Source organism: Acinetobacter sp. AOR43_HL, from assembly GCF_027854635.1.
Taxonomy (GTDB): Bacteria; Pseudomonadota; Gammaproteobacteria; order Pseudomonadales; family Moraxellaceae; genus Acinetobacter; species Acinetobacter pittii.
Map to the genome: position 1 here is coordinate 412288 of NZ_JAKTHX010000029.1, position 19925 is coordinate 432212.

The 19925-nt window shown below is 36.6% G+C and carries 16 protein-coding genes; 11 read left to right on the forward strand and 5 right to left on the reverse strand.

From position 1 onward, the window contains the following. Window positions 1-146: 146 nt before the first annotated feature. Together MKL33_RS13835 and MKL33_RS13840 are read left to right on the forward strand one after the other, a co-directional pair. Window positions 147-419: an HU family DNA-binding protein gene (locus tag MKL33_RS13835; protein ID WP_001043034.1), complete on the forward strand. Its 273-nt coding sequence runs from the start codon at window positions 147-149 to the stop codon at window positions 417-419. A 131-nt stretch (window positions 420-550) separates the two neighbouring features. Beyond that, a complete protein-coding gene (locus MKL33_RS13840; protein WP_270907157.1) occupies window positions 551-2416 on the forward strand; it encodes a SurA N-terminal domain-containing protein in 1866 nt (621 codons plus the stop codon). A gap of 48 nt (window positions 2417-2464) precedes the next feature. Here MKL33_RS13840 and MKL33_RS13845 read toward each other — a convergent pair whose 3' ends face one another. Then, window positions 2465-3409, reverse strand: coding sequence for an AraC family transcriptional regulator (locus tag MKL33_RS13845; RefSeq protein WP_016803370.1), 945 nt, complete (start codon window positions 3407-3409; stop codon window positions 2465-2467). Window positions 3410-3598: 189 nt separating this feature from the next. Here MKL33_RS13845 and MKL33_RS13850 point away from each other — a divergent pair, with 189 nt between their 5' ends. Further along, a complete protein-coding gene (locus MKL33_RS13850; protein WP_069119302.1) occupies window positions 3599-4810 on the forward strand; it encodes an alkane 1-monooxygenase in 1212 nt (403 codons plus the stop codon). Window positions 4811-4932: 122 nt separating this feature from the next. On the opposite strand, the gene MKL33_RS13855 is transcribed toward MKL33_RS13850, so the two are convergent. The 4 genes from MKL33_RS13855 to MKL33_RS13870 form a co-directional block, all read right to left on the reverse strand. Next, complete coding sequence (locus MKL33_RS13855) at window positions 4933-6138, reverse strand: acyl-CoA dehydrogenase family protein (RefSeq protein WP_014206631.1); 1206 nt, start codon at window positions 6136-6138, stop codon at window positions 4933-4935. Between the two features lie 23 nt (window positions 6139-6161). Then, the gene (locus tag MKL33_RS13860; protein ID WP_171254249.1) at window positions 6162-7445 is read right to left on the reverse strand and encodes an acyl-CoA dehydrogenase family protein; all 1284 of its coding nucleotides are present in this window, start codon (window positions 7443-7445) and stop codon (window positions 6162-6164) included. Window positions 7446-7673: 228 nt separating this feature from the next. Next, a complete protein-coding gene (locus MKL33_RS13865; protein WP_199984319.1) occupies window positions 7674-9047 on the reverse strand; it encodes an ABC1 kinase family protein in 1374 nt (457 codons plus the stop codon). Between the two features lie 234 nt (window positions 9048-9281). Next, entirely contained in the window at window positions 9282-9584 is a 303-nt protein-coding gene (locus MKL33_RS13870; protein WP_060465712.1) for a hypothetical protein, read from the reverse strand. 189 nt (window positions 9585-9773) lie between these two features. On the opposite strand from MKL33_RS13870, the gene ybaK reads away from it, so the two are divergent. The 8 genes from ybaK to MKL33_RS13910 all read left to right on the forward strand — a co-directional run bounded on the left by ybaK (window position 9774) and on the right by MKL33_RS13910 (window position 19917). Further along, window positions 9774-10241: a Cys-tRNA(Pro) deacylase gene (gene ybaK, locus MKL33_RS13875; RefSeq protein ID WP_270907285.1), complete on the forward strand. Its 468-nt coding sequence runs from the start codon at window positions 9774-9776 to the stop codon at window positions 10239-10241. 158 nt (window positions 10242-10399) lie between these two features. After that, a complete protein-coding gene (locus MKL33_RS13880; RefSeq protein ID WP_270907158.1) occupies window positions 10400-12631 on the forward strand; it encodes a TonB-dependent receptor in 2232 nt (743 codons plus the stop codon). Between the two features lie 563 nt (window positions 12632-13194). After that, window positions 13195-15342, forward strand: coding sequence for a bifunctional mannitol-1-phosphate dehydrogenase/phosphatase (gene mtlD / locus MKL33_RS13885; RefSeq protein ID WP_060465796.1), 2148 nt, complete (start codon window positions 13195-13197; stop codon window positions 15340-15342). Window positions 15343-15442: 100 nt separating this feature from the next. Then, window positions 15443-16069: a 2'-5' RNA ligase family protein gene (locus tag MKL33_RS13890; RefSeq protein ID WP_060465709.1), complete on the forward strand. Its 627-nt coding sequence runs from the start codon at window positions 15443-15445 to the stop codon at window positions 16067-16069. Continuing rightward, entirely contained in the window at window positions 16057-16575 is a 519-nt protein-coding gene (gene cobU / locus MKL33_RS13895; RefSeq protein ID WP_060465708.1) for a bifunctional adenosylcobinamide kinase/adenosylcobinamide-phosphate guanylyltransferase, read from the forward strand. Before MKL33_RS13890 ends, cobU begins: the two co-directional genes overlap by 13 nt. Before the next feature lies 1 nt (window position 16576). Continuing rightward, window positions 16577-17632: a nicotinate-nucleotide--dimethylbenzimidazole phosphoribosyltransferase gene (gene cobT / locus MKL33_RS13900; protein WP_270907159.1), complete on the forward strand. Its 1056-nt coding sequence runs from the start codon at window positions 16577-16579 to the stop codon at window positions 17630-17632. Further along, window positions 17625-18224: a histidine phosphatase family protein gene (locus MKL33_RS13905; RefSeq protein ID WP_060465706.1), complete on the forward strand. Its 600-nt coding sequence runs from the start codon at window positions 17625-17627 to the stop codon at window positions 18222-18224. Before cobT ends, MKL33_RS13905 begins: the two co-directional genes overlap by 8 nt. A 124-nt stretch (window positions 18225-18348) precedes the next feature. After that, window positions 18349-19917 (forward strand): histidine-type phosphatase, encoded by a 1569-nt coding sequence (locus MKL33_RS13910; protein ID WP_060465705.1) that lies wholly within the window; start codon window positions 18349-18351, stop codon window positions 19915-19917. The last annotated feature ends 8 nt before the right edge of the window (window positions 19918-19925 follow it).

Below are 19925 nucleotides of genomic sequence, written 5' to 3' on the forward strand. Positions count from 1 at the left end.
ATATAACAGTTTTTTAGCATTTATTTTTGCTAAAAGCCCTGCTCTAGTATTGCGTTTTCCCCTAAAGCATTGCTATAAAGGCGTCATGGCCTTTTAAACTATAGCCTTGGACCTTAAACAAACGATATTAAGAGGATGTTTTATTCATGAATAAATCAGAATTAATCGATGCAATTGCTGAAAAAGGGGGAGTATCTAAGACTGATGCAGGCAAGGCACTCGATGCGACAATTGCGTCAATTACTGAAGCACTTAAAAAAGGTGACACAGTAACTTTAGTTGGTTTTGGTACTTTCAGTGTTAAAGAACGTGCTGCACGCACTGGTCGTAACCCTAAAACTGGTGAAGAGCTTCAAATTAAAGCAACAAAAGTACCTAGCTTTAAAGCTGGTAAAGGTCTTAAAGATTCAGTAGCTTAATCTTTTAAGATGAATAAACGCGCCAATATAGGCGCGTTTTTTATTAAATATCTGAATTGACCAATATTGCTCATTCATTGATTGTGGTTTTTCAGTTAAAATTCTCCTCGAAATAAAATATTGGAATACTTATGGAATCGTTTCGTACAGTCATTAAGGGTTGGCTCGGCAAAGTCCTTCTAATTTTGTTTTTGACCCCTTTAGCACTTGTAGGTATTGAAGGATATTTTAATAGGGGAAACAAGGCTGATGTTGCTAAGACAGTAAACGGCCAAGAAATATCTAAAAAAGACCTTGAAACTTTAACTCAGTCTTACAAAGAACAATATTTAGCTGCTGTTAAAGGGGATGAAAGTTTACTTAATTTGCCTGTCATTCAGGCTAAGGCACTCGATATTTTGGTGTCACGTAATCTATTAATACAGCAAGCAGAAAAATTAGGTATCTCTTTGAGTGATGCTCAAATTGAGCAAATGTTAGCTCAGCAGCCTAGTTTGCAAGAGAATGGTCAATTCTCACAAAAACTCTATGAAAATTACTTACGTTCTATTGGCATGACGAGTCAGGGTTTAATAGCAAGCCTACGTCAAGATCATGCTTTGAAAATGTTAACGTCAACCTTTGCTGATTACTCTTTAGTAAGTAAAGTTGATCTAATGCAAATTGCGAATTTGCAAACTGAACAACGTACGTTACATTTAGCTAGTATTAAATTAGATGCTTACAAAACAGGTTTAACTGCATCTAATCAAGAAGCTACAGATTACTATAACAAGCATCAAAATGAATTTAAGCAACAGGCTTCGGTTGATGTTGATTATGTTGTCTTATCTCCATCAATGATGGCTAAACCAGCTCCTGCAACTGAAGCTGAACTTCAGCAAGCTTATGCAAAGTTTGTTGAAACTCAGAAAAAAGATGCTAAACGAACTGTAAAGCATATTTTAATTACTACTGATGCTCGTGATGATGCAACTGCACAAAAACTTGCAAAAGAAGTTTATGCAAAAATTCAGGGTGGTCTATCGTTTGCACAAGCTGCATCGCAGTTCTCTGAAGATCCTAGTTCAAAAGCAAAAGGTGGTTTAGTTGAAGCATATGCTCCAGGTGTTTTCTCGGATGCATTTGATAAAACTGTTTTAAGTTTGAAAAATGGACAAGTTTCGCAGCCAGTAAAAACACAATATGGTTATCATATTATTGAAGCAGAAACTCAAGCTAACCAAATCCCTTCATTTGAAGCTGAGAAAGCGCGTTTAAAGGCTGAGGTTGAAAAGAATAAAGTTGCTACGGTTTATTCAGATGCTGTAAACAGTTTGAATGAAACAATTGTTGGTAATGATTCTTTAGAAGCTGTTGTACAAGAAGTAAAAGGTGCAAAAGTTGAATCATTGAATGGTGTAACTTTAGCAACTCAAAACCCATATTTAAGTGATCCAAGTGTCAAAATTAAGTTATTTAATGATGATGTGAAAAATGGTGACCGTAATGCATCATCTAATATTCAATTAGCAAATGGTGATACGGTATGGGTTAAAGTACGTGATTACCACGCAGCTGGTGTAAAACCATTAGCGCAAGCGATGAATGAAGCAAAAGCCAAAGTTATCGATGCAAAAGCGCGTAAAGCAGCCCAAGCAAAAATTGCTACCATGTTGACTGAGTTTAAAACTCAACCAGCAGAACAAGTAGTTGCTAAAAATAAAGTCGCATTTGAATCAGCAGGCGTATTTAGTCGTTCACAGGGTTTAAAGCGTGAAATTGAACGTGCAGCATTTAGTTTAGCTACCCCTAAACCGGGTATGTGGTCTGTTACAACAGCAAACTTACCAAATGAGCTGGTAGTCGTTGCAGTTTCAAATGTAAATTCATCAGCCGCTAATGCTATTCCTGCTGATCAATTACAACAGCTAAAACAACTTTATCGTCAATCTCGTGGCCAACAAATATTGGAAGATTACAGCCAATATTTAAAATCACATGCAAAAATTAAATAATAATTTGATCAAATAAAAAAAGCGCTTCGGCGCTTTTTTTATTTTCTATTAATCAAGATGATGTTCGATATATTGCTGTCGATATTGTTTAGGTGATAAATCAAAAATTCTTTTAAAGGCCTGACTAAAAGCAGTCTCGGATGAATAGCCGACTTTGTTTGATATTTGCTGAATTGAAAAATTACTTGTGCGTAAGTACTGACTTGCTAAACGAAAACGGTAATGTTGCAAATAAGTTAGAGGTGGTTCCCCAATAATACTATTAAATAGATTTGCGAATTTGGACCGTGACATACAGCATCGTTCTGCTAAAGATTCAACTGTCCAAGCGACTTCTGGTTGGCTATGAATAGCGGATAGGGCATTACTCAATTCAGGATGGGTTAACGCACTTAGCCAGTTTTGTTGATCAGTCATTTGTTGAACATGATCACGAATGCACTCAATGAGAAGAATACTGACTAAATGATCAATAATTTTGTCATGTCCCGGCCTGATTTTTTGAGTTTCAATTGCTAAAAAATAAAGCCCAATTTGTAGCCATTCTGGTGGGTTGGTTTGATTTTCGTGCTGAATATGCATGATAGAAGGCAATGCATTAATCAAAGGACCTGCCATATGAGTATCGATCTGACAGCGTAAACATAGTAATAATGTTTTATCTGGAGAAGAAGTACCAAACTCGATCGCGTCTTGTCTATGGCCATTAAAAAGTGAAGTAATATCTAGAGAATCTACTAATTTAGTTGCTGTTGATTTTGAGTCGGTGGCATTATGTGCTTTTCCAGAAGGAATTAAAATAATATCACCAGCTGTCGCAATTATTTTTTCTGACGCATTAAGTTGAATATATACTGAACCAGTTAAAACAATATAGGCAAGTAAAGCAGATTGATCTTGTGTTTTAAAAGCCCATTCTCCTTGTGCTTTTAAATAGATGTATTCAGACTTATTAAGGTGAATATCATCAAAAAATTTACTTAGTGCATCCATCTTTAAATGATCAATCATTATTTTAATAAAATTATAGTGAGCTATGAGAATAGATCAACATGTGTTTTTAGGACAAAAAAGTGGAAGAAAATGCCAAAGACTTTGAAATAGGTTTTTTGGACGGTTACTACTGTTAAGTAAGTACTATTTCTTTAACTATATAGATATATAGAAAAAGGAAATATGACTATGAATGCACCAGTAAATGTTCAGCAAGAACTTATGCCAGTGCCAGCGTCTATGCGTGAGATAGATCGTAAGCGCTATTTATGGATGATTAGTCCAGCTCTACCTGTAATTGGTTTAGGTATTTTAGCTGGTTACCATTTTGGTCCACGTCCATTAAAAAAAGTTTTCGCTTTAGGTGGTCCGCTTTTATTACATGTTGTGATCCCTGCAATTGATACTGTTATTGGGAAGGATGCACGTAATCCGACTGATGAAGAAATTAAGCTTTTAGAAAAAGATCCATATTACTCACGTCTTGTGAAAAGTTTTATTCCATTGCAATATGCTGCAAATGTTTATGCATGTTATTTAACAAGTCGTAAAACTACATCATTCATTGATAAAATTTTGCTCGGTGTTTCAATGGGGGCGATTAATGGTATTGCGATTAATACAGCCCATGAATTAAGCCATAAGCATGATCGTATTGATCATATTTTATCTCATCTTGCTTTGGTTCCTACAGGTTATAACCATTTCCGTATCGAACATCCTTATGGACACCATAAACGTGCAGCAACTCCTGAAGATCCGGCTTCTTCACGGATGGGTGAAACATTTTATGAGTTCTGGCCACGTACAGTTGTGGGTTCTTTTAAGTCTGCAATTGAAATCGAGAAAAATCGTTTAAAACGTAAAGGAAAAGAGTTCTGGTCAGCAGATAATGAATTATTACAAGGCTGGGGAATGAGTGCTGCTTTTCATGCCTCTATGGTGGGACTGTTTGGTAAAAGTACAATTCCATATTTAGCGACACAAGCATTTTACGGCATTAGTCTTTTTGAAATTATTAACTATATTGAACATTATGGCTTACTGCGTCAGAAAAAAGAAAATGGTCAATATGAACGTACAATGCCAGAGCATAGCTGGAACAACAATAACGTAGTAACAAACTTATTCTTGTACCAGTTGCAGCGTCACTCAGATCATCATGCTTATCCGACTCGTCCATTCCAAGCATTACGTCATTTTGATGAGGCGCCAGAATTACCAAGTGGTTATGCAAGTATGTTATTACCTGCGTTAATTCCTTCGTTGTGGTTCAAAATAATGGATAAGCGAGTTTTTAATCACTATAAAGGTGATTTGAACAAAGCGAATATTTCACCAAAACGACGTGCAAAAATCTTCAAAAAATTTGGTGCAGTAGATAAATCATTAGAAGCATAAAAATTGAATAAATAATATATCCTGAAATACCAATCCCTCTAATCATTTGATTAGAGGGATTTATTTTTTAGATAAATCTTAGCGTTATGAAGCAAGAGAGTTTAGATTCTCTTGCTTCTTTTTTATTTTAATTCACTTGAAGATTTACCAAGCTCACGACGTGCAATAATTAATTGTTGAATTTGCTGAGTACCTTCAAAAATATCAAGAATTTTTGAATCACGTGCCCATTTCTCAAGTAATTCATCTTCGTTATAGCCAACACTTGCTGCTAACTCGACACATTTTAAAGTGATCTCGTTACCAACACGACCTGCTTTTGCTTTTGCAATAGAAGCTTCTTTAGAGTTTGGCTTTTTATTATCAGCCATCCATGTTGCTTTTAACATGAGCAGACGAGCAGCTTCCCATTCAGCCTCCATACGGTAGATTTGTGCTGCAAGGTTAGAAGCATGCAGATAGGGAGTCGAGTAGTCAGGATCAAGCTGATCTTTAAAAATCTCTTTAATACGCTCTAGTGAAGCTTTCGCACAACCGATTGCCATTGCTGCAACTAGAGGGCGTGTATTGTCAAAAGTTTCCATTACTCCGGCGAAACCTTTAGCAACATCCACTTCGGCATTACCCAAAAGGTTCTCTGCTGGTACACGGCAGTCAATAAAACTGATGACTGCTGTATCTGATGCTTTAATTCCTAATTTATGTTCGAGACGTTCGACCTTCATACCGGGCGTACCTTTAGGTACGACAAATGATTTAATTGCTGCACGTCCAAGTTTGCGATCGAGCGTAGCCCAAACAACGACAGAATCTGCACGTTCGCCTGAAGTTACAAAAATCTTTTCACCATTTAGAATGTAGTCATTGCCATCTTTGGTTGCTGTGGTACGGATAGCGGCAGAGTCGGAGCCACAACCCGGTTCGGTGATGGCCATTGCTGCCCATGTTCCTTTGAACCGTTCTAATTGCTCATCATTTGCGACAGCAGCAATTGCTGAGTTTCCAAGACCCTGACGAGGCATACTCAGTAATAAGCCTGTATCGCCATAACACATCTCAATAATTCCAAGAGCGGTCGACATGTTGGTTCCATTGCGAATACCTTCATTGTCGGTATCACCGCGCTTTCCAGCACCCGCAGCACCAGCATTAATTCCTTCACCACCTTCATTCATGCCATCGATGAGAGAGGCGAGCATATCAAGTTCTTTTGGATATGCATGTTCAGCTTTATCATATTTACGAGAAATAGGGCGTAAAACATTGATCGCAACATCATGTGCCTGATCAATCATCATTTTGAATTTTTTAGGATTTTGTAAATTCATTAAAGTATCCTCTGATTGATCTTTTAAGCATGTAAGCCAGATTGTAAAATTGCAGTAGCCCGTAAATCGCGGTACCAACGTTCAACAGGATGTTCTTTTGTGAAACCATGTCCACCAAGAATTTGCACACCGTCTGTGCCAATTTTCATGGATTTTTCAGCACAAAGTAGATGGGCTAAGTAAGCTTCGCGGTGAAATGGCTTGCCTGACTCTGCAAGGCTTGCTGCATTTAAAATCAACATACGCATTGCATCAATTTCAATTGCCATATCTGCAATCATGAAAGCGACACTTTGACGATGTGAAATAGGTTCACCGAACGCGGTTCGTTCATTGGCATATTTAATACAGTAAGCTTTTACAGCTTCACATGTACCTACAGCCATTGCACACCACATTAAGTTGCCTAAATCTACAAAGGCTGTGTAATCAAAATCTGTTGCACCTAAACGTAGAGCAGGAGTGTGATTAAAGCGAAGAGTTGCTGTTTCTGTCGCTTTAAGACCCATGGCCGGAGTGTTTTTTATTGAAATTGTTTCATTACACTGCACGACGAATACGTCTGGCTTGCCGTTAAAGTCTGCACTTACTAAAAATACATCAGCTAAATCGCCTAAAATCACTAATGTTTTTTCACCATCAATAAAAAACTGATCATTTTCAAGTGATGCTTTTGTTTTTAAAACATAAGGGTTAAATGCTGGAGTTGTTTCTTGAACAGCAAAAGTTGCTGTAATGTCTGAGTCTTCTGCAAAACATGGTAGGTACATCGACTGAACTTCAGCAGAACCCCAACGTGTGATTGCATTAATAACGCTAAATGTACTGAGTAATCCTGCTGTAAGACTGAAATCACCTTCAGCTAGTTTTTCAGCAATTAATAAGTTACTAACGATATTTTGTTCGGCCGCTACTCCACCGAGTGCTTCTGGAAGTGCATAGTAGTTAAGTCCTAAATCTTCAACATATTGCCAAAGACTTTCAGGAAACTGAGCTTCCTGATCGGCATTATGAGCTAACCCCAATAAAACCTCTTGAGCAAATTGAGACATTGCTTCAGAAGTCATTTGTTGTTCTTCGGTTAAACTTAAATCAAATAAATTTTTTTGTTGGCGAGGTAAACGTTGTTGAGAGATTTGCTCGGGCTTAAATGCTTTTTGAGTCTGCGTTAATGCTCTAAAGCCAGCTTTTGAACCTTGATAAAGAGATTTTTCAACAAATTTACGCAACTTGAGTTGATCAAGTACATCGCTTCCAGCCAATCTTGTGATCAGCGATAAACCCAAACCCTGAGCTTTATTGATCATACTTGTCATGATTATGGTGTCCTAACACATTGTTATTGTTTTATGCTGACACGCCTTATATTAAAAAACTATGTCGTTACTGACATTCGAAAAATGAGTAGATAAATGGTAAATAGAAAATAAGAAAATTATAAGTTTTTGATTTTATTTATTTAAAATAATTGTAATGTTGGGGAGCCGAGAAGGATTGACTAGAATGACATGGAATCATTCTAGTCTTTCATTAAATCAAGCAAAGTTACGAATCATACGTCGCACATTGGTTTTTGCATCAATAACCGTCATAAATGTGTAGGCTCCAATGAATTTACGGCTAATAAACATAAACTCTTTTGGCGGAACTGAAAAATAACGTGAAGCCATTGATTTACTAGCTTGTTGCATAACACGGCTATGAAGCTGGCTTTTCTTCCAGTCATAACGTTCGTGTTCATCCATAAGACCAGCGGGCATATCTGGGTTATTTGCAGGAGTACTGAATGCTTCTGTAGCAAGTAAAAAGACATCAGCCATACCTGGTTTAATACTTTCAGGCATTGCATCAAAGAACTCGTAACCAGTCATGGCTTTGACCATTGCATCTTTATTATGTTGATAACCTGCCTGAATGAGTTGACGGGCAACTGATAGCAAGTGTTCATCAAACTGGCGAATAGCACCAAAATCTAATAATACAATTTTGTCTTGAATGTCTTGGCCATTACCTAAACGAACAAGGTAATTACCAAAGTTAGGGTCAGTTTGCATTTCACCCCATTCAAAAATTTCACGAACCGCAATCTCTAATGACGCTTCACCGAGTTGATTACGACGTTCCTGAGGTAATGACAACATCACAGGGCTATTAATTGGTACACCACGTTCAAAAGTCATGCAGAGCACTTGATTTGTGCAATATTCATCTACAATTGTAGGAACAATATAGCGCTCATCATCTTTTAAGCGTTCACCAAAGCGACGAGTAGTGGAAGCTTCAACATCATAGTCAACTTCACGATGCATCATTTCACGTACTTCATCAAACCACTGATCAAATTCACGGGTTTGTGGAACCATACGCGTCAGTTTAAGCATGTTTTTAAACAAGCTCATATCGGAGTCAATAGCATTTGCAACGCCCGGATATTGAATCTTTAAAACTAACTCTAAACCATCTGATTTACGCGTTGCACGGTGTACTTGTGCGAGAGAGGCCGTACCAATTGGCTCATGATCAATTGTTAAATCATTTAATTTAGCGCCCAATTGCTCTTGAAGGTGCGGCTTAATTGCAGGCCAATCTAAAGCAACTGTCTGGTTATTTAAGGTGTTTAGTGCTTGTGTAATTTCTTCAGGTAAAAAATGCTCACCATAAAGGGCCATCATTTGGCCAATCTTAACAATAGAACCCTTAAGTTTACCTATTTCAGAAACCAGATAATTAGCTTGCTCGCTCATCGCTTTTTTGCGTTTCTTTTCTTTTTCTTCCTCATTAGAAAATAAAGAAGAGGCACTTGCAGTTGCCCAACGTGTTCCTGCAAGTAAAGAAGCTTTCGCGATTGATAAGCGTCGATCCATGGAAGAAGTTTTTAAACTCTTAAGCTTATCTTTCTGATTTGACATGAAAATAGAATCCTATGCGCATCATGCAGCCAAACGCTGGTGATCTAAAATTGTAACGAATATTACATGTTTTGAGCGTATTAAAATAGTTCTCTCAGACTGAATGATCAGTCGAAATGGCTATCTTTATTTCATTAACTTTAAAATAGCCTAAGCAATTTTAAAATTTAAGAAACTTACAGCGTTCAGGTGAGTAAAACTAGGGTAAAAACGGATCTTTCACAAAAACTTAAATTACATTTTAAATTGGATCTTCAATTCAGACTTTTGCATTAAGTGAAGGCGATTGGACTGAATATGCAGTAATAACATTTGTTTGACTGAATCATGCATAAAACCAAGTGCATGAGCTTTTACAATAATAATGCTGGGTAAGGTATAGAAAAAATACTTAACATCCTCGAGTGTTGCGTTATTAAAGATGCGTTGTTCAATTAACGTCTGCTGTAAAAACTGCTTTTCATTTAAGACATAATCTGAAGATTCATCCCAAAAACGGTGACGCATAGCCATCAGATTGTTGTGTTTATAACTCATAAAATTGTCAGCTCAGACTTAAATCTAAATAAAATATATGGAGTCGAGCCATGAATATCAAGTTGAGATTATTTTTTATTCAGTTGCTGTTTGATTTTTTATGTAATTCTTGTAAATAGCCTAAGCGAATTTAAAAATTTTTCTAAAAAAACTATAATCCAAATAATTTCATCTATAACACTACTTATTATGACTCCTGCATGTAGACTGTTAAAAAGTAATAAAATCGAATTTTCTATTCATGAATATGAACATGATTCAAATGCTAAAAGTTTTGGATTAGAAGCAGCAGAAAAACTAAATTTAGATGTAAGGGAAGTATTCAAAACATTGATGGTTAGCGATGATAAGAATTTTTTTGTTGCAATATTGCCAGTTAATCACCAATTAAATTTAAAAAAAGTGGCTATGGCGTTTGGCTGTAAAAAATTGCAAATGGCTAATCCTAAAGACGCTGAACGTTTAACAGGATATTTGGTCGGAGGGATTAGTCCGTTAGGTCAAAAGAAACGCTTAAAAACCGTTATTGATGCATCTGCACAAGAGTTCAGCAAAATCTATGTGAGTGGAGGGAAACGGGGACTAGATATTGGCTTAAACCCGAAAGATCTAGCACAACTCTTAAATGCTCAATTTGTTGATGTACTTGATAAGTAAAATAAATCTCTTTCTTATCTCATTAAATTAACTAATTTTAAGATAGGTAGTATTAAATCAAGTTTTTTTAATAAAAACAATTCTCATTATTATTTATATTTAGTATTATCCCGAGCCTTATAACTATCTAATAACTTTTGGGTTTGGAGAAAGGGAAAATGAATCAATACAAAAAGGTTGGGGCTAACTCAAATCATCTGATGTGTGCAGAATCACGGTATTTTAAATTAAAACCTTGTTGTATTGCTCTAGCAGCAATATTTGCGCAGCAGGTTTATGCAAATACAAATATTGAAAAGGAAATCCTTAATAATCAACCGACACAAAAGCCTGTAGCTCAATTGCAAAAAATTATAGTGACGGCGACAAGGACGCCCAAAAATATTGCTGAAATTGCCGGCACAGTTCAAACGATTGAAAAGCAGCAAATTGAACAACAGGCAACTGCTGGACGAAAAATTGCCGATATTCTGGCTCAGTTGGTTCCATCACTTGGGGTGAGTAGTGGAACGACTACCAACTATGGGCAAACAATGCGTGGTCGTGATGTCATGATTATGATTGACGGTGTATCACAAAATGGCTCACGCGATGTTGCTCGGCAGCTAAATAGTATTAGTCCAGGCATGATTGAACGTATTGAAGTTCTTTCAGGAGCTACAAGTATTTATGGATCAGGTTCTACCGGCGGGATTATTAATATTATTACGAAACGTGCTGATTCGACTAAACCAGTAAGTTTTGAAACTAAACTTGGTATTACGTCTTCCGATACATTTCGAAGTGATAGTCTAGCTTATGATATTGGCCAATCTATTTCATTTAATAAAGATAATATAAATGGTTTCTTAGGGGCTAATTTCACTAGTCGCGGATCTCAGTTCGATAGCCATGGTGATCGTATTGCTATAGCACCTATGCAAGGTAGCCGTCCTGATACTGATACAATTGATATTAATAGTCGTATAAATATAGATTTAACTGATAACCAATCACTAAGTTTGGGTGCACAGTATTATAAGGATGAACAAGATACGAATTATGGTCCTGATTATGGGAAAAATTATATTTATGGAGGAGCGCCTAACTCATATATTGGGAAAAAGGGTTTAGAAATATCTAATCAGCCTTTTACAGAGCGCTATGCATTCAACACTCAATACCAAAATAAAGATATTTTAGGTCAGGTCTTAAATTTAGAAGGATATTACCGTAAAGAAGATGCTCGTTTCTTTCCAGTCTTTTTAGGAGGGGAAGGTACAGAAGCAAAGCAATCTCAATCTGAAATCGAAGTGGCTGGTCTGCGTTCAACAGTACAAAGTGATTTAAATATTATGAATCGTGATCTTAATCTAACTTATGGTTTAGATTATGAACATGAAAAAGATCATCAACATTATGAGCATTTCACAGCGTTTAATACAGGTTTGACCTATAAACCTACAGGTAAAACTTCCGATGCCGGTCCAAATACAACAATTCAAAGTGCTGGCATTTTTATACAAGGTGATTACGCTTTAACAGACCGTATGAATGTCCAGGCTGGTACTCGTTACCAATATATCAAAGCTGAAACAGAACAGTACTCGACTAAAAATGGCATACAGCCAAGCGGATCTGTAAATGACGATGCTGTTTTATTCAATTTGGGAGCGATATATAAATTAACAGATGAGCAGCAAATATTTGCTAATTTCTCTCAAGGTTTTAGCTTTCCAGATGTACAACGGATGATGCGTGATGCATTTAATATCTCAACAGCGAATATTCAACCTATTAGTGTAAACAGCTATGAACTAGGCTGGCGTTTACAAGGGGAGCAAAGCCTAAATCTAGGTATAACGGGTTTCTATAATACCTCAGATAAAGTTGTTCAATTCTACAAGAACAGTAATAAAGAAACTGTTGCTGAGGTTATGGACAAAGACCAACGTGTATATGGTGCTGAACTAACGGCGACCTACCCATTTATGGAAGAGTTTAAAGTTGGGGGAACACTGGGTTATACGCGAGGTCAATATAAAGATACGGATGGTAAATGGAAAGAGTTGAATGCTTTTCAAGTTTCACCAATCAAAGGTACTGTTTTTGCCGAGTGGAACAGTGATGAAGGATATGGTGCTCGTATGCAAATTCTTGCTATAAAAGGTACAAATGAAGCAGTAAAAGATGGTTCACTTTCAGCTGTAAAAATTACGGGCTATAGCACGATGGATGTTTTGGCTCATTTTCCAGCTTGGAAAGGACGTATAGATTTTGGTGTATATAATGTTTGGAATAGAGACTATCGAACTGTCTATAGTCAACAAGCAGAAAAAGTATATGGTCTTGTAGAAAGTATACCAGCTGAAGGACGTACTTACGGCCTCAGTTATACATTTAATTATTAATATGAAGTGAGATAGGGAATATCTATAAATCATAGGTATTCCTTAATAAATTAAAAAAATAATAAAATAAACTTGCATTATTAAATGTAAATGATTATCATTATCTATATTGAAAGTTGAGGAATATTCTAGTAATTAAGTTTAACGTCTACTACTTTAATGCTAAGTTTTAGGCGATTTAAAGTTATACCAGAGACTCCAATAATAATGATGTTGAAAAAGATGAGTTGATTTCTGGTATGTGAGCGCCTGCAGGATATTATAAAAATAGGCAGGTTCAACTAGCGGTAAATGGAACAAAGAAAAATAAACATTATCAGCGCAACAAAAAGAACTAACCAAAAGCAGTAGGCGAGGATGGCCTACTGCTTTTGTAGTTAAAGTTCATTTCATAGTTATTTATACATTTCAACTCTTTTGGACATTTAACTCTATACAGTAACAGTTCGAGTATGTTTTTGATTAAAAAATAACCACTAATGTTTCATTTATTAACATCCTACCTTTTTAGCGATTTTTTTGTATACCCTGAATAAAACATGATCAAAAAAAGAGGTAAAAACGTGCTTATTTTTCATGGAAAACCTGTTCACGGAGCTATCTTCGATATGGATGGGACAATGTTTGACACTGAGCGATTACGGTTTCAAACATTGCAACAGGCATCTCAAGAACTCATTGGACAGGAGTTTTCACACGAATATTTAATGCAATGTTTAGGCTTAAGTGCAACTACTGCTGAGCAACTGGCTCAACGTCTATATGGCGTAAATGTTCCATATAAAGAAATTCGAAAAAAAGCTGATGAGATGGAACTCGAATATATTCGAAAACACGGCGTACCTATCAAAAAGGGTTTAGTTCAGGTTTTAGAACGTTTACGAAAATCTGGTTTAAGAATGGCTGTTGCGACTTCAAGCCGTAGGGCAATTGCCGAAGAATATTTAATTAATGCGAATGTTTATAAATTTTTTGATGTGATTACCTGTGGTGATGAAGTAGAGCAAGGAAAGCCACATCCAGAAATCTTTTTAAAAGCTGCTAGTCAACTTCACTTGGACGCTAACCAGTGTCTTATGTTTGAAGATTCTGAAAATGGTTTAACTTCAGCTCATACTTCAAAAGGTTTAACGATTTTATTAAAAGATATTAAAGAACCAAATGACGAAATGCTGGAAAAAGCACATTTTTATTATGATCAGATGTATGACTTTTTAACCGATCTCGACCAATTTATCCCTGTTATGGACATGCCAGAAATGCAGGAACCTTTTCCGCAAAGTCTGAATCAACTGACAGTGGGAATACATGGTTTCGGTGCTATTGGCGGTGGTTATGTAGCGCAAATCTTGTCACATTGGGATGGGTACACAAAACCAAAAAGAATTATTGCTTCAACACGTAATAGTCTTTTTCGAGAAGCCGTAAATGCATTTGGAACATATAGCATTCGCTATGGGCAATTTTCTTATGATGAACGTATTGAGAATATGACCATTGTTGATTCTGACAACGAACAACAAATGTTGGAGATGTATACCCATTCAAGTTTGATCGCACTGTGTTTACCCGAACAGGCCATCGAAGTTGAGGCAAAAATAATTGCAAAAGGGCTATATGCACGTTTTAACTCATCACTTGAAACATGTATTGAGCCGTTAACTTTTCTAATTATTTTAAATAAAGTCGGTGCGAAATATTTAGTTATGAAACATCTTAGAGAAGCTCTACTAGAATTGACCAACGATGAAGATGTGACTGAGCATATTTTAAAAGAACATTACTTTTGCGACACCGTTGTAAACCGCATGGTTTCAAAGCTATCTAATCAAAATTTATATCGCCAACTTCGTATTAAGCATAATTTTCTTGAACAGCATTTAGAAGATGTGGAAAACGAGGAACAAATCGAAATTGAAGACTGTAATAAATTGACTCAAGATCAGCAAAATCAGGCATCTTTATATGTTGATAACATGCGCCGTAATTTTCAGCCAGGCCATATATTACAAAGCATGGATCTAATTCTGTTTCATAGCGAAACGGATATGCCAATTTATGTAGAAAAAGGCAGCCCTTTACTCGAAAAGTTGCGTCAAGTTGTCTTGGTTAATCAGATTACAGACATTCAATTAATCAAAAACCGACTATGGAATGGCGTGCATGCCATGCTTGCTTGGTATGCATCTTTACTAGGTTATGATTCTATTGGCGTCGCAATGGGGGATCATTCAGTTAAAGCGTTTGCAGAGAATTTAATTAGGGAAGTAAAGCAAGGGCTTGCAATTGTATTACCTAATTATGCAAAAGATCTGGACCGCATGGCACAAAGCTTTCTAGACTCATGTGAATATGCATTTAAAGACCCTTGTCAACGAGTAGCAAGAGATCCACTTCGCAAGTTAACTCATAATGAAAGAGTAATCGCATCAATTGAGGTAAATATTGCACATAATTTACCTTATAAAAACCTATTAAAAGGTGCTGCTTTGGGTTATGCCTATGCGATTCAATTTTTAGAAATTGAAGAGACTAATGCAATTAAACATTTACACGAGCAAGTTAAAAAACTGGATATGAGTGCTGCTCAAAAAGCACAACTTGAAGTTGAGTTAACGCAATTAGTTCAATATTTATTTTCTGAACAAGGCAAACAGCCTTTAAACATGAATATTGTCAACTCAGAAAAAGCGCGTACTCAATATGCCTAAATCCTTTTAATTATGCTCTACAACTGAAAGGCAAACATGCTTTAATACAAGAATTGAATGATTTTGAATTAAAGCTGTGTTGCTAAAACCCTCGACGTTCATGGTGCCAACATCTATACGAGATTATCCTGAGTGGCATCTTGGACGGCAAAATTATGCTTTATGGTATTTAGAAATTAATAATCAAAAAATAGTTGATTATTTAGATGACTTGCGCGCGCATTTTTCAGAATTCTTATTAGAACCCAATAGTCGTCAATATCATATCACGCTGTTTATATGTGGATTTTTAGACCACGAAACCAGAGTTTATAGTGATGACTTTAGTTTGAGTGAATTTGAGCAGCAAAGAGAAATCTTAAAAAAAGAAGATTTTGCTCCGTTTCATTTAAAAATTGGTTCAATCGATAGCTTTAGTAGTGCTCTATTTGTAGAAATAGGAGACACTGAAAATATCTTATTTCAGATACGCCAAAAGTTAGGTTTAGTTTCTAATGAAATTGCGGCTTTAGATTATTGCCCACACATCACTTTGGGGTTGTATAAAACAGACTATAGTAGTGATTTGATTTTACAAAAAATTTCTGAATTACCTGTACAATATAAACAGGCTGAATTTGACCTTAAAGTTGAGCATTTAACATTTGGTTATTATCAAGCTCAAACTTTACAAGGTAAGTTATATCCGTATCAGCATTTGTTTTTAGGTGATGCATGTTGCAACTGATTTTGGGTGGAGCCCGTTCTGGCAAAAGCCGACTGGCTGAACAAACGGCAATAGACAGGCAATTAGCTGTCACTTATGTTGCAACGGCGCAAGCGCTAGATTCTGAAATGCAAAGTCGAATAACCCATCATCAAAATCAGCGTCCTTCTCACTGGTCCTTGGCTGAAGAACCTTTATATTTATCAAAAATGCTGCAAAAAATTGATAGACCTAATCAAATTATTCTTGTGGATTGTTTAACACTTTGGCTAACCAATTTGTTACTTTTAGAAGATCAAAATGTTCAGAAATTTGAATGTGAGCAGCTGTTAAAAATTTTACCCACGCTTCAGTCAGAAATTATTTTAGTAAGTAATGAAACTGGTCTTGGTGTTGTACCACTCGGTGAGATCAGTCGTCGGTTTGTCGATGAAGCAGGCAGACTACATCAAGCTCTAGGGCAAATTGCAGATAAGGTTGTGTTTTGTGTGGCTGGTTTTCCAATGATTTTAAAAGGTGAGAAATAAAATGAACTGGTGGTTACAATCTGTACAGCAACCTGATGTGGACGCAAAACAACAAGCTGAGCAACACCAGCTTCAACTCACTAAACCTACTGGAGCCTTAGGTGATCTAGAACTGATAGCAGTAAAACTTGCTAGTTTGCAATCAAATGCGCATCCACACATTAACCATCCATGGATTACAGTTTTTGCTGGCGATCATGGCGTGGTTGAAGAAAATATCTCTGCATATCCTCAAGCCGTTACCCGTCAAATGTTACAAAACTTCACGACTGGTGGTGCAGCAATTAGTGTTATTGCCAAATATCATCAAGCTCATTTACAAGTGATTGATTGCGGTACAGTTGGTGAAGCATATGAATATGCAGGGGTTGAACGTCATTGTATTCGTGCCGGCACAGCAAATTTTGCCAAACAAGCTGCAATGAATGCAGATGAATGTCGTGCTGCTTTAGAGTTAGGTAAAAACAGTGTAGACACGGCCAAAGCTAAAGGTACAGATATTTATATTGCTGGTGAAATGGGTATAGGAAATACCTGTTCTGCTTCTGCCTTAGCATGTCTTTTATTAAATGATACTGCCGAGCAATTAACCGGAGTTGGTACAGGAATTGGTGCCGATCAGTTAAGACATAAAATTGAAGTAATTGAAAAAGCCATTGAGCTTCATCATAAACATGTTGTTGGTGATGTATTTAAAACACTATGTGTTGTAGGTGGTTTGGAAATTGCGGCAATTACAGGTGCTTATATCCGCTGTGCGCAGGTGGGCTTACCTATCATTGTGGATGGTTTTATTAGTTCGGTCGCTGCTTTATGCGCAGTACGAATGAATTCTAAAGTGCGTGACTGGATGCTTTTTGGCCATCAATCGGCAGAATATGGCCACCAACGTATTTTACAAGAACTCAATGCTGAGCCGATTTTAAAAATGAATTTACGTTTAGGTGAAGGTAGTGGTGCTGGCACTGCTTTGGCATTGGTTAAAATGGCATGTGTATTACACAACCAAATGGCTACCTTTGCTCAAGCTGCCGTAAGCGGGGATAAAATTGGGTAAATTTAGAATTGATTTGCTCAGACATGGCGAAAGTCAATATAGCCATACTTTACGTGGCCATTTAGATGATGAGTTAACAGCAAAAGGTTGGCAGCAAATGCAGTCAACCATTGAGCAAGTGGCTAATCAGCCATGGGATGTCATTATAAGTTCATCATTAAAGCGTTGTGCTTGTTTTGCTGAGCAACTTGCGAAGACAACTCAGCTGCCTTTACTTCTAAATCATGACTTAAAGGAAATGTATTTTGGTGATTGGGAAGGCGTCTCAACTCAGCAAATTTATGAAACCTCACCCAAATTACTTGCAAATTTTTGGCAAAAACCGAGTCAATATTGTCCACCTCGCGCAGAAACATTAAACCAGTTTCAAATAAGGGTTCTTAAAGGCTTTCAAGATTTGCTAAAGCATATGCAAAAGCAAAACTTACAGCATGCTTTAGTTGTTACTCATGGCGGTGTAATTAAGCTATTGGCTTGTTTAGCCAGACAACAACCTCTAGATGACTTACTTAAAATGCCAGCAGAGCTCGGAAAATTATATTCACTCGAATTTTATGAAACAGATGGTCAAATAACTTTTAAGTTAAGATAGTAGTTTTATATTTTTATACACTTGTAAGTTATTATTTTTACAATATTATTTTAGCCTGTGTAATAGAATTGTCATTACTACTATCTAAGCTAATGGCATTTCTTATTAATCACACATTTGGCTTATGAATATTTTATTTAAAACAACTATACTCGCTGCATCACTATTACTCGTTGCGTGTAACGATAATGATGATCAAGGAGCTCAAACTACACCATCTACAAACCAATCAAAATATTATCAAACGAAAACACCTTATCAACCTCAACAAGAAATAAAAAACTATGAACAAACACCGAATGGATTCCAGCCAGTTTTTACAGAGCTAGTAGCACGTCACGGTTCAAGAGGTCTCTCAAGTCTGAAATATGATTTGGCACTTTATAATTTATGGAAACAGGCAAAAGCAGAAAATGCCTTAACACCATTAGGTGAGCAATTAGGTGCTGATTTAGAAGCTATGATGAAGGCAAATATCTTATTAGGCTATGGTGTAGAAGGGATCCGCCAGTATGGTTATGGGAATGAAACTATGACTGGTATTTTAGAACACCGCGGCATTGCCGATCGCTTATTACAGCGCTTACCAACTCTTTTAAACTCGCAAGCATCTATATTGGTACAAAGTTCTGGAGTGGATCGTGCGGTAGATAGCGCAAAATTCTTCACTGCTGAACTCATCAAACAACGACCGCCACTGAAAGATAAAATTGTTCCATTGTCTTATACCAATTTATCGAGTGAAAGCGTGCCAAGTGTTGAAGATGGTGGCGTTGATCGTTTCAAACTCTATTTTCATAGTTTGAATGCAGACGAAGACTTAGCTCAACCCTTGAGTGCTAGCCAACAAAAAATTTATGATGCTAGTCAGGCCTATCAAGATTTTGAAGAAAATAATAAAGATTTAGCACAAAAGTTAGATGAGTTATCGAAAAATACCGAGGCTGAAAAAACAGCTCAAACAGTGCTCAGCCCGATTTTTAAAGCAGACTTTATTAAAAAACTTGGTACAACAGGTTATAGTTTTAGCAACACTGGATCTTTTACAGTCACTTCACCTAAAGGTGAGCAAATTACAGAAAAAGGTAAGGGCAAAAATACGATTGCTAGTGCAGTAGATGCAGCAGCTTATATTTATGAGCTCTATTCAATTTCGGGCGGCATGAAAGATGAGTTGAAAGGTATTAATTTTGATAAATATATGCCGTTAGATGCTGCAAAATTTTATGCTGAATTTAATGATGCGAATGATTTTTATGAAAAAGGTCCAAGTTTCACAGAGTCAAATCAAGTCACAAGTGAAATTGCCCAAGGACTCAAACAGGACTTGTTCCAACAAGTTGATGCGGTTGTAAATAAAACCCAACCATACAAAGCAGTTTTACGTTTTGCCCATGCTGAAATTATTATTCCTCTAGCAACCAGTCTAGATTTACATAATATGATGCAGCCTTTACCGCTTCGCCAGACTTATAATTACTCAACAAACACATGGCGCGGTGAAGTAGTTTCACCTATGGCTGCAAATGTACAGTGGGATATTTATCAAAATAGCCAAGGCTCTACTTTGGTTAAAATGCTTTATAATGAAAAAGAAACTTTGTTTAAATCTACATGTAACTATGCACGTTATACACCAACTAGTTTTTACTATGACTACATCAAATTGAAACAGTGCTATCAAATGCAATAGATTTTCAG

Coding starts and splice junctions, on each gene's coding strand:
- MKL33_RS13835 (WP_001043034.1), top strand. CDS start 147: ATGAATAAATCAGAATTAATCGATGCAATTGCTGAAAAAGGGGGAGTA.
- MKL33_RS13840 (WP_270907157.1), top strand. CDS start 551: ATGGAATCGTTTCGTACAGTCATTAAGGGTTGGCTCGGCAAAGTCCTT.
- MKL33_RS13845 (WP_016803370.1), bottom strand. CDS start 3,409: ATGGATGCACTAAGTAAATTTTTTGATGATATTCACCTTAATAAGTCT.
- MKL33_RS13850 (WP_069119302.1), top strand. CDS start 3,599: ATGAATGCACCAGTAAATGTTCAGCAAGAACTTATGCCAGTGCCAGCG.
- MKL33_RS13855 (WP_014206631.1), bottom strand. CDS start 6,138: ATGAATTTACAAAATCCTAAAAAATTCAAAATGATGATTGATCAGGCA.
- MKL33_RS13860 (WP_171254249.1), bottom strand. CDS start 7,445: ATGATCAATAAAGCTCAGGGTTTGGGTTTATCGCTGATCACAAGATTG.
- MKL33_RS13865 (WP_199984319.1), bottom strand. CDS start 9,047: ATGTCAAATCAGAAAGATAAGCTTAAGAGTTTAAAAACTTCTTCCATG.
- MKL33_RS13870 (WP_060465712.1), bottom strand. CDS start 9,584: ATGAGTTATAAACACAACAATCTGATGGCTATGCGTCACCGTTTTTGG.
- ybaK (WP_270907285.1), top strand. CDS start 9,774: ATGACTCCTGCATGTAGACTGTTAAAAAGTAATAAAATCGAATTTTCT.
- MKL33_RS13880 (WP_270907158.1), top strand. CDS start 10,400: ATGAATCAATACAAAAAGGTTGGGGCTAACTCAAATCATCTGATGTGT.
- MKL33_RS13890 (WP_060465709.1), top strand. CDS start 15,443: ATGGTGCCAACATCTATACGAGATTATCCTGAGTGGCATCTTGGACGG.
- cobU (WP_060465708.1), top strand. CDS start 16,057: ATGTTGCAACTGATTTTGGGTGGAGCCCGTTCTGGCAAAAGCCGACTG.
- cobT (WP_270907159.1), top strand. CDS start 16,577: ATGAACTGGTGGTTACAATCTGTACAGCAACCTGATGTGGACGCAAAA.
- MKL33_RS13910 (WP_060465705.1), top strand. CDS start 18,349: ATGAATATTTTATTTAAAACAACTATACTCGCTGCATCACTATTACTC.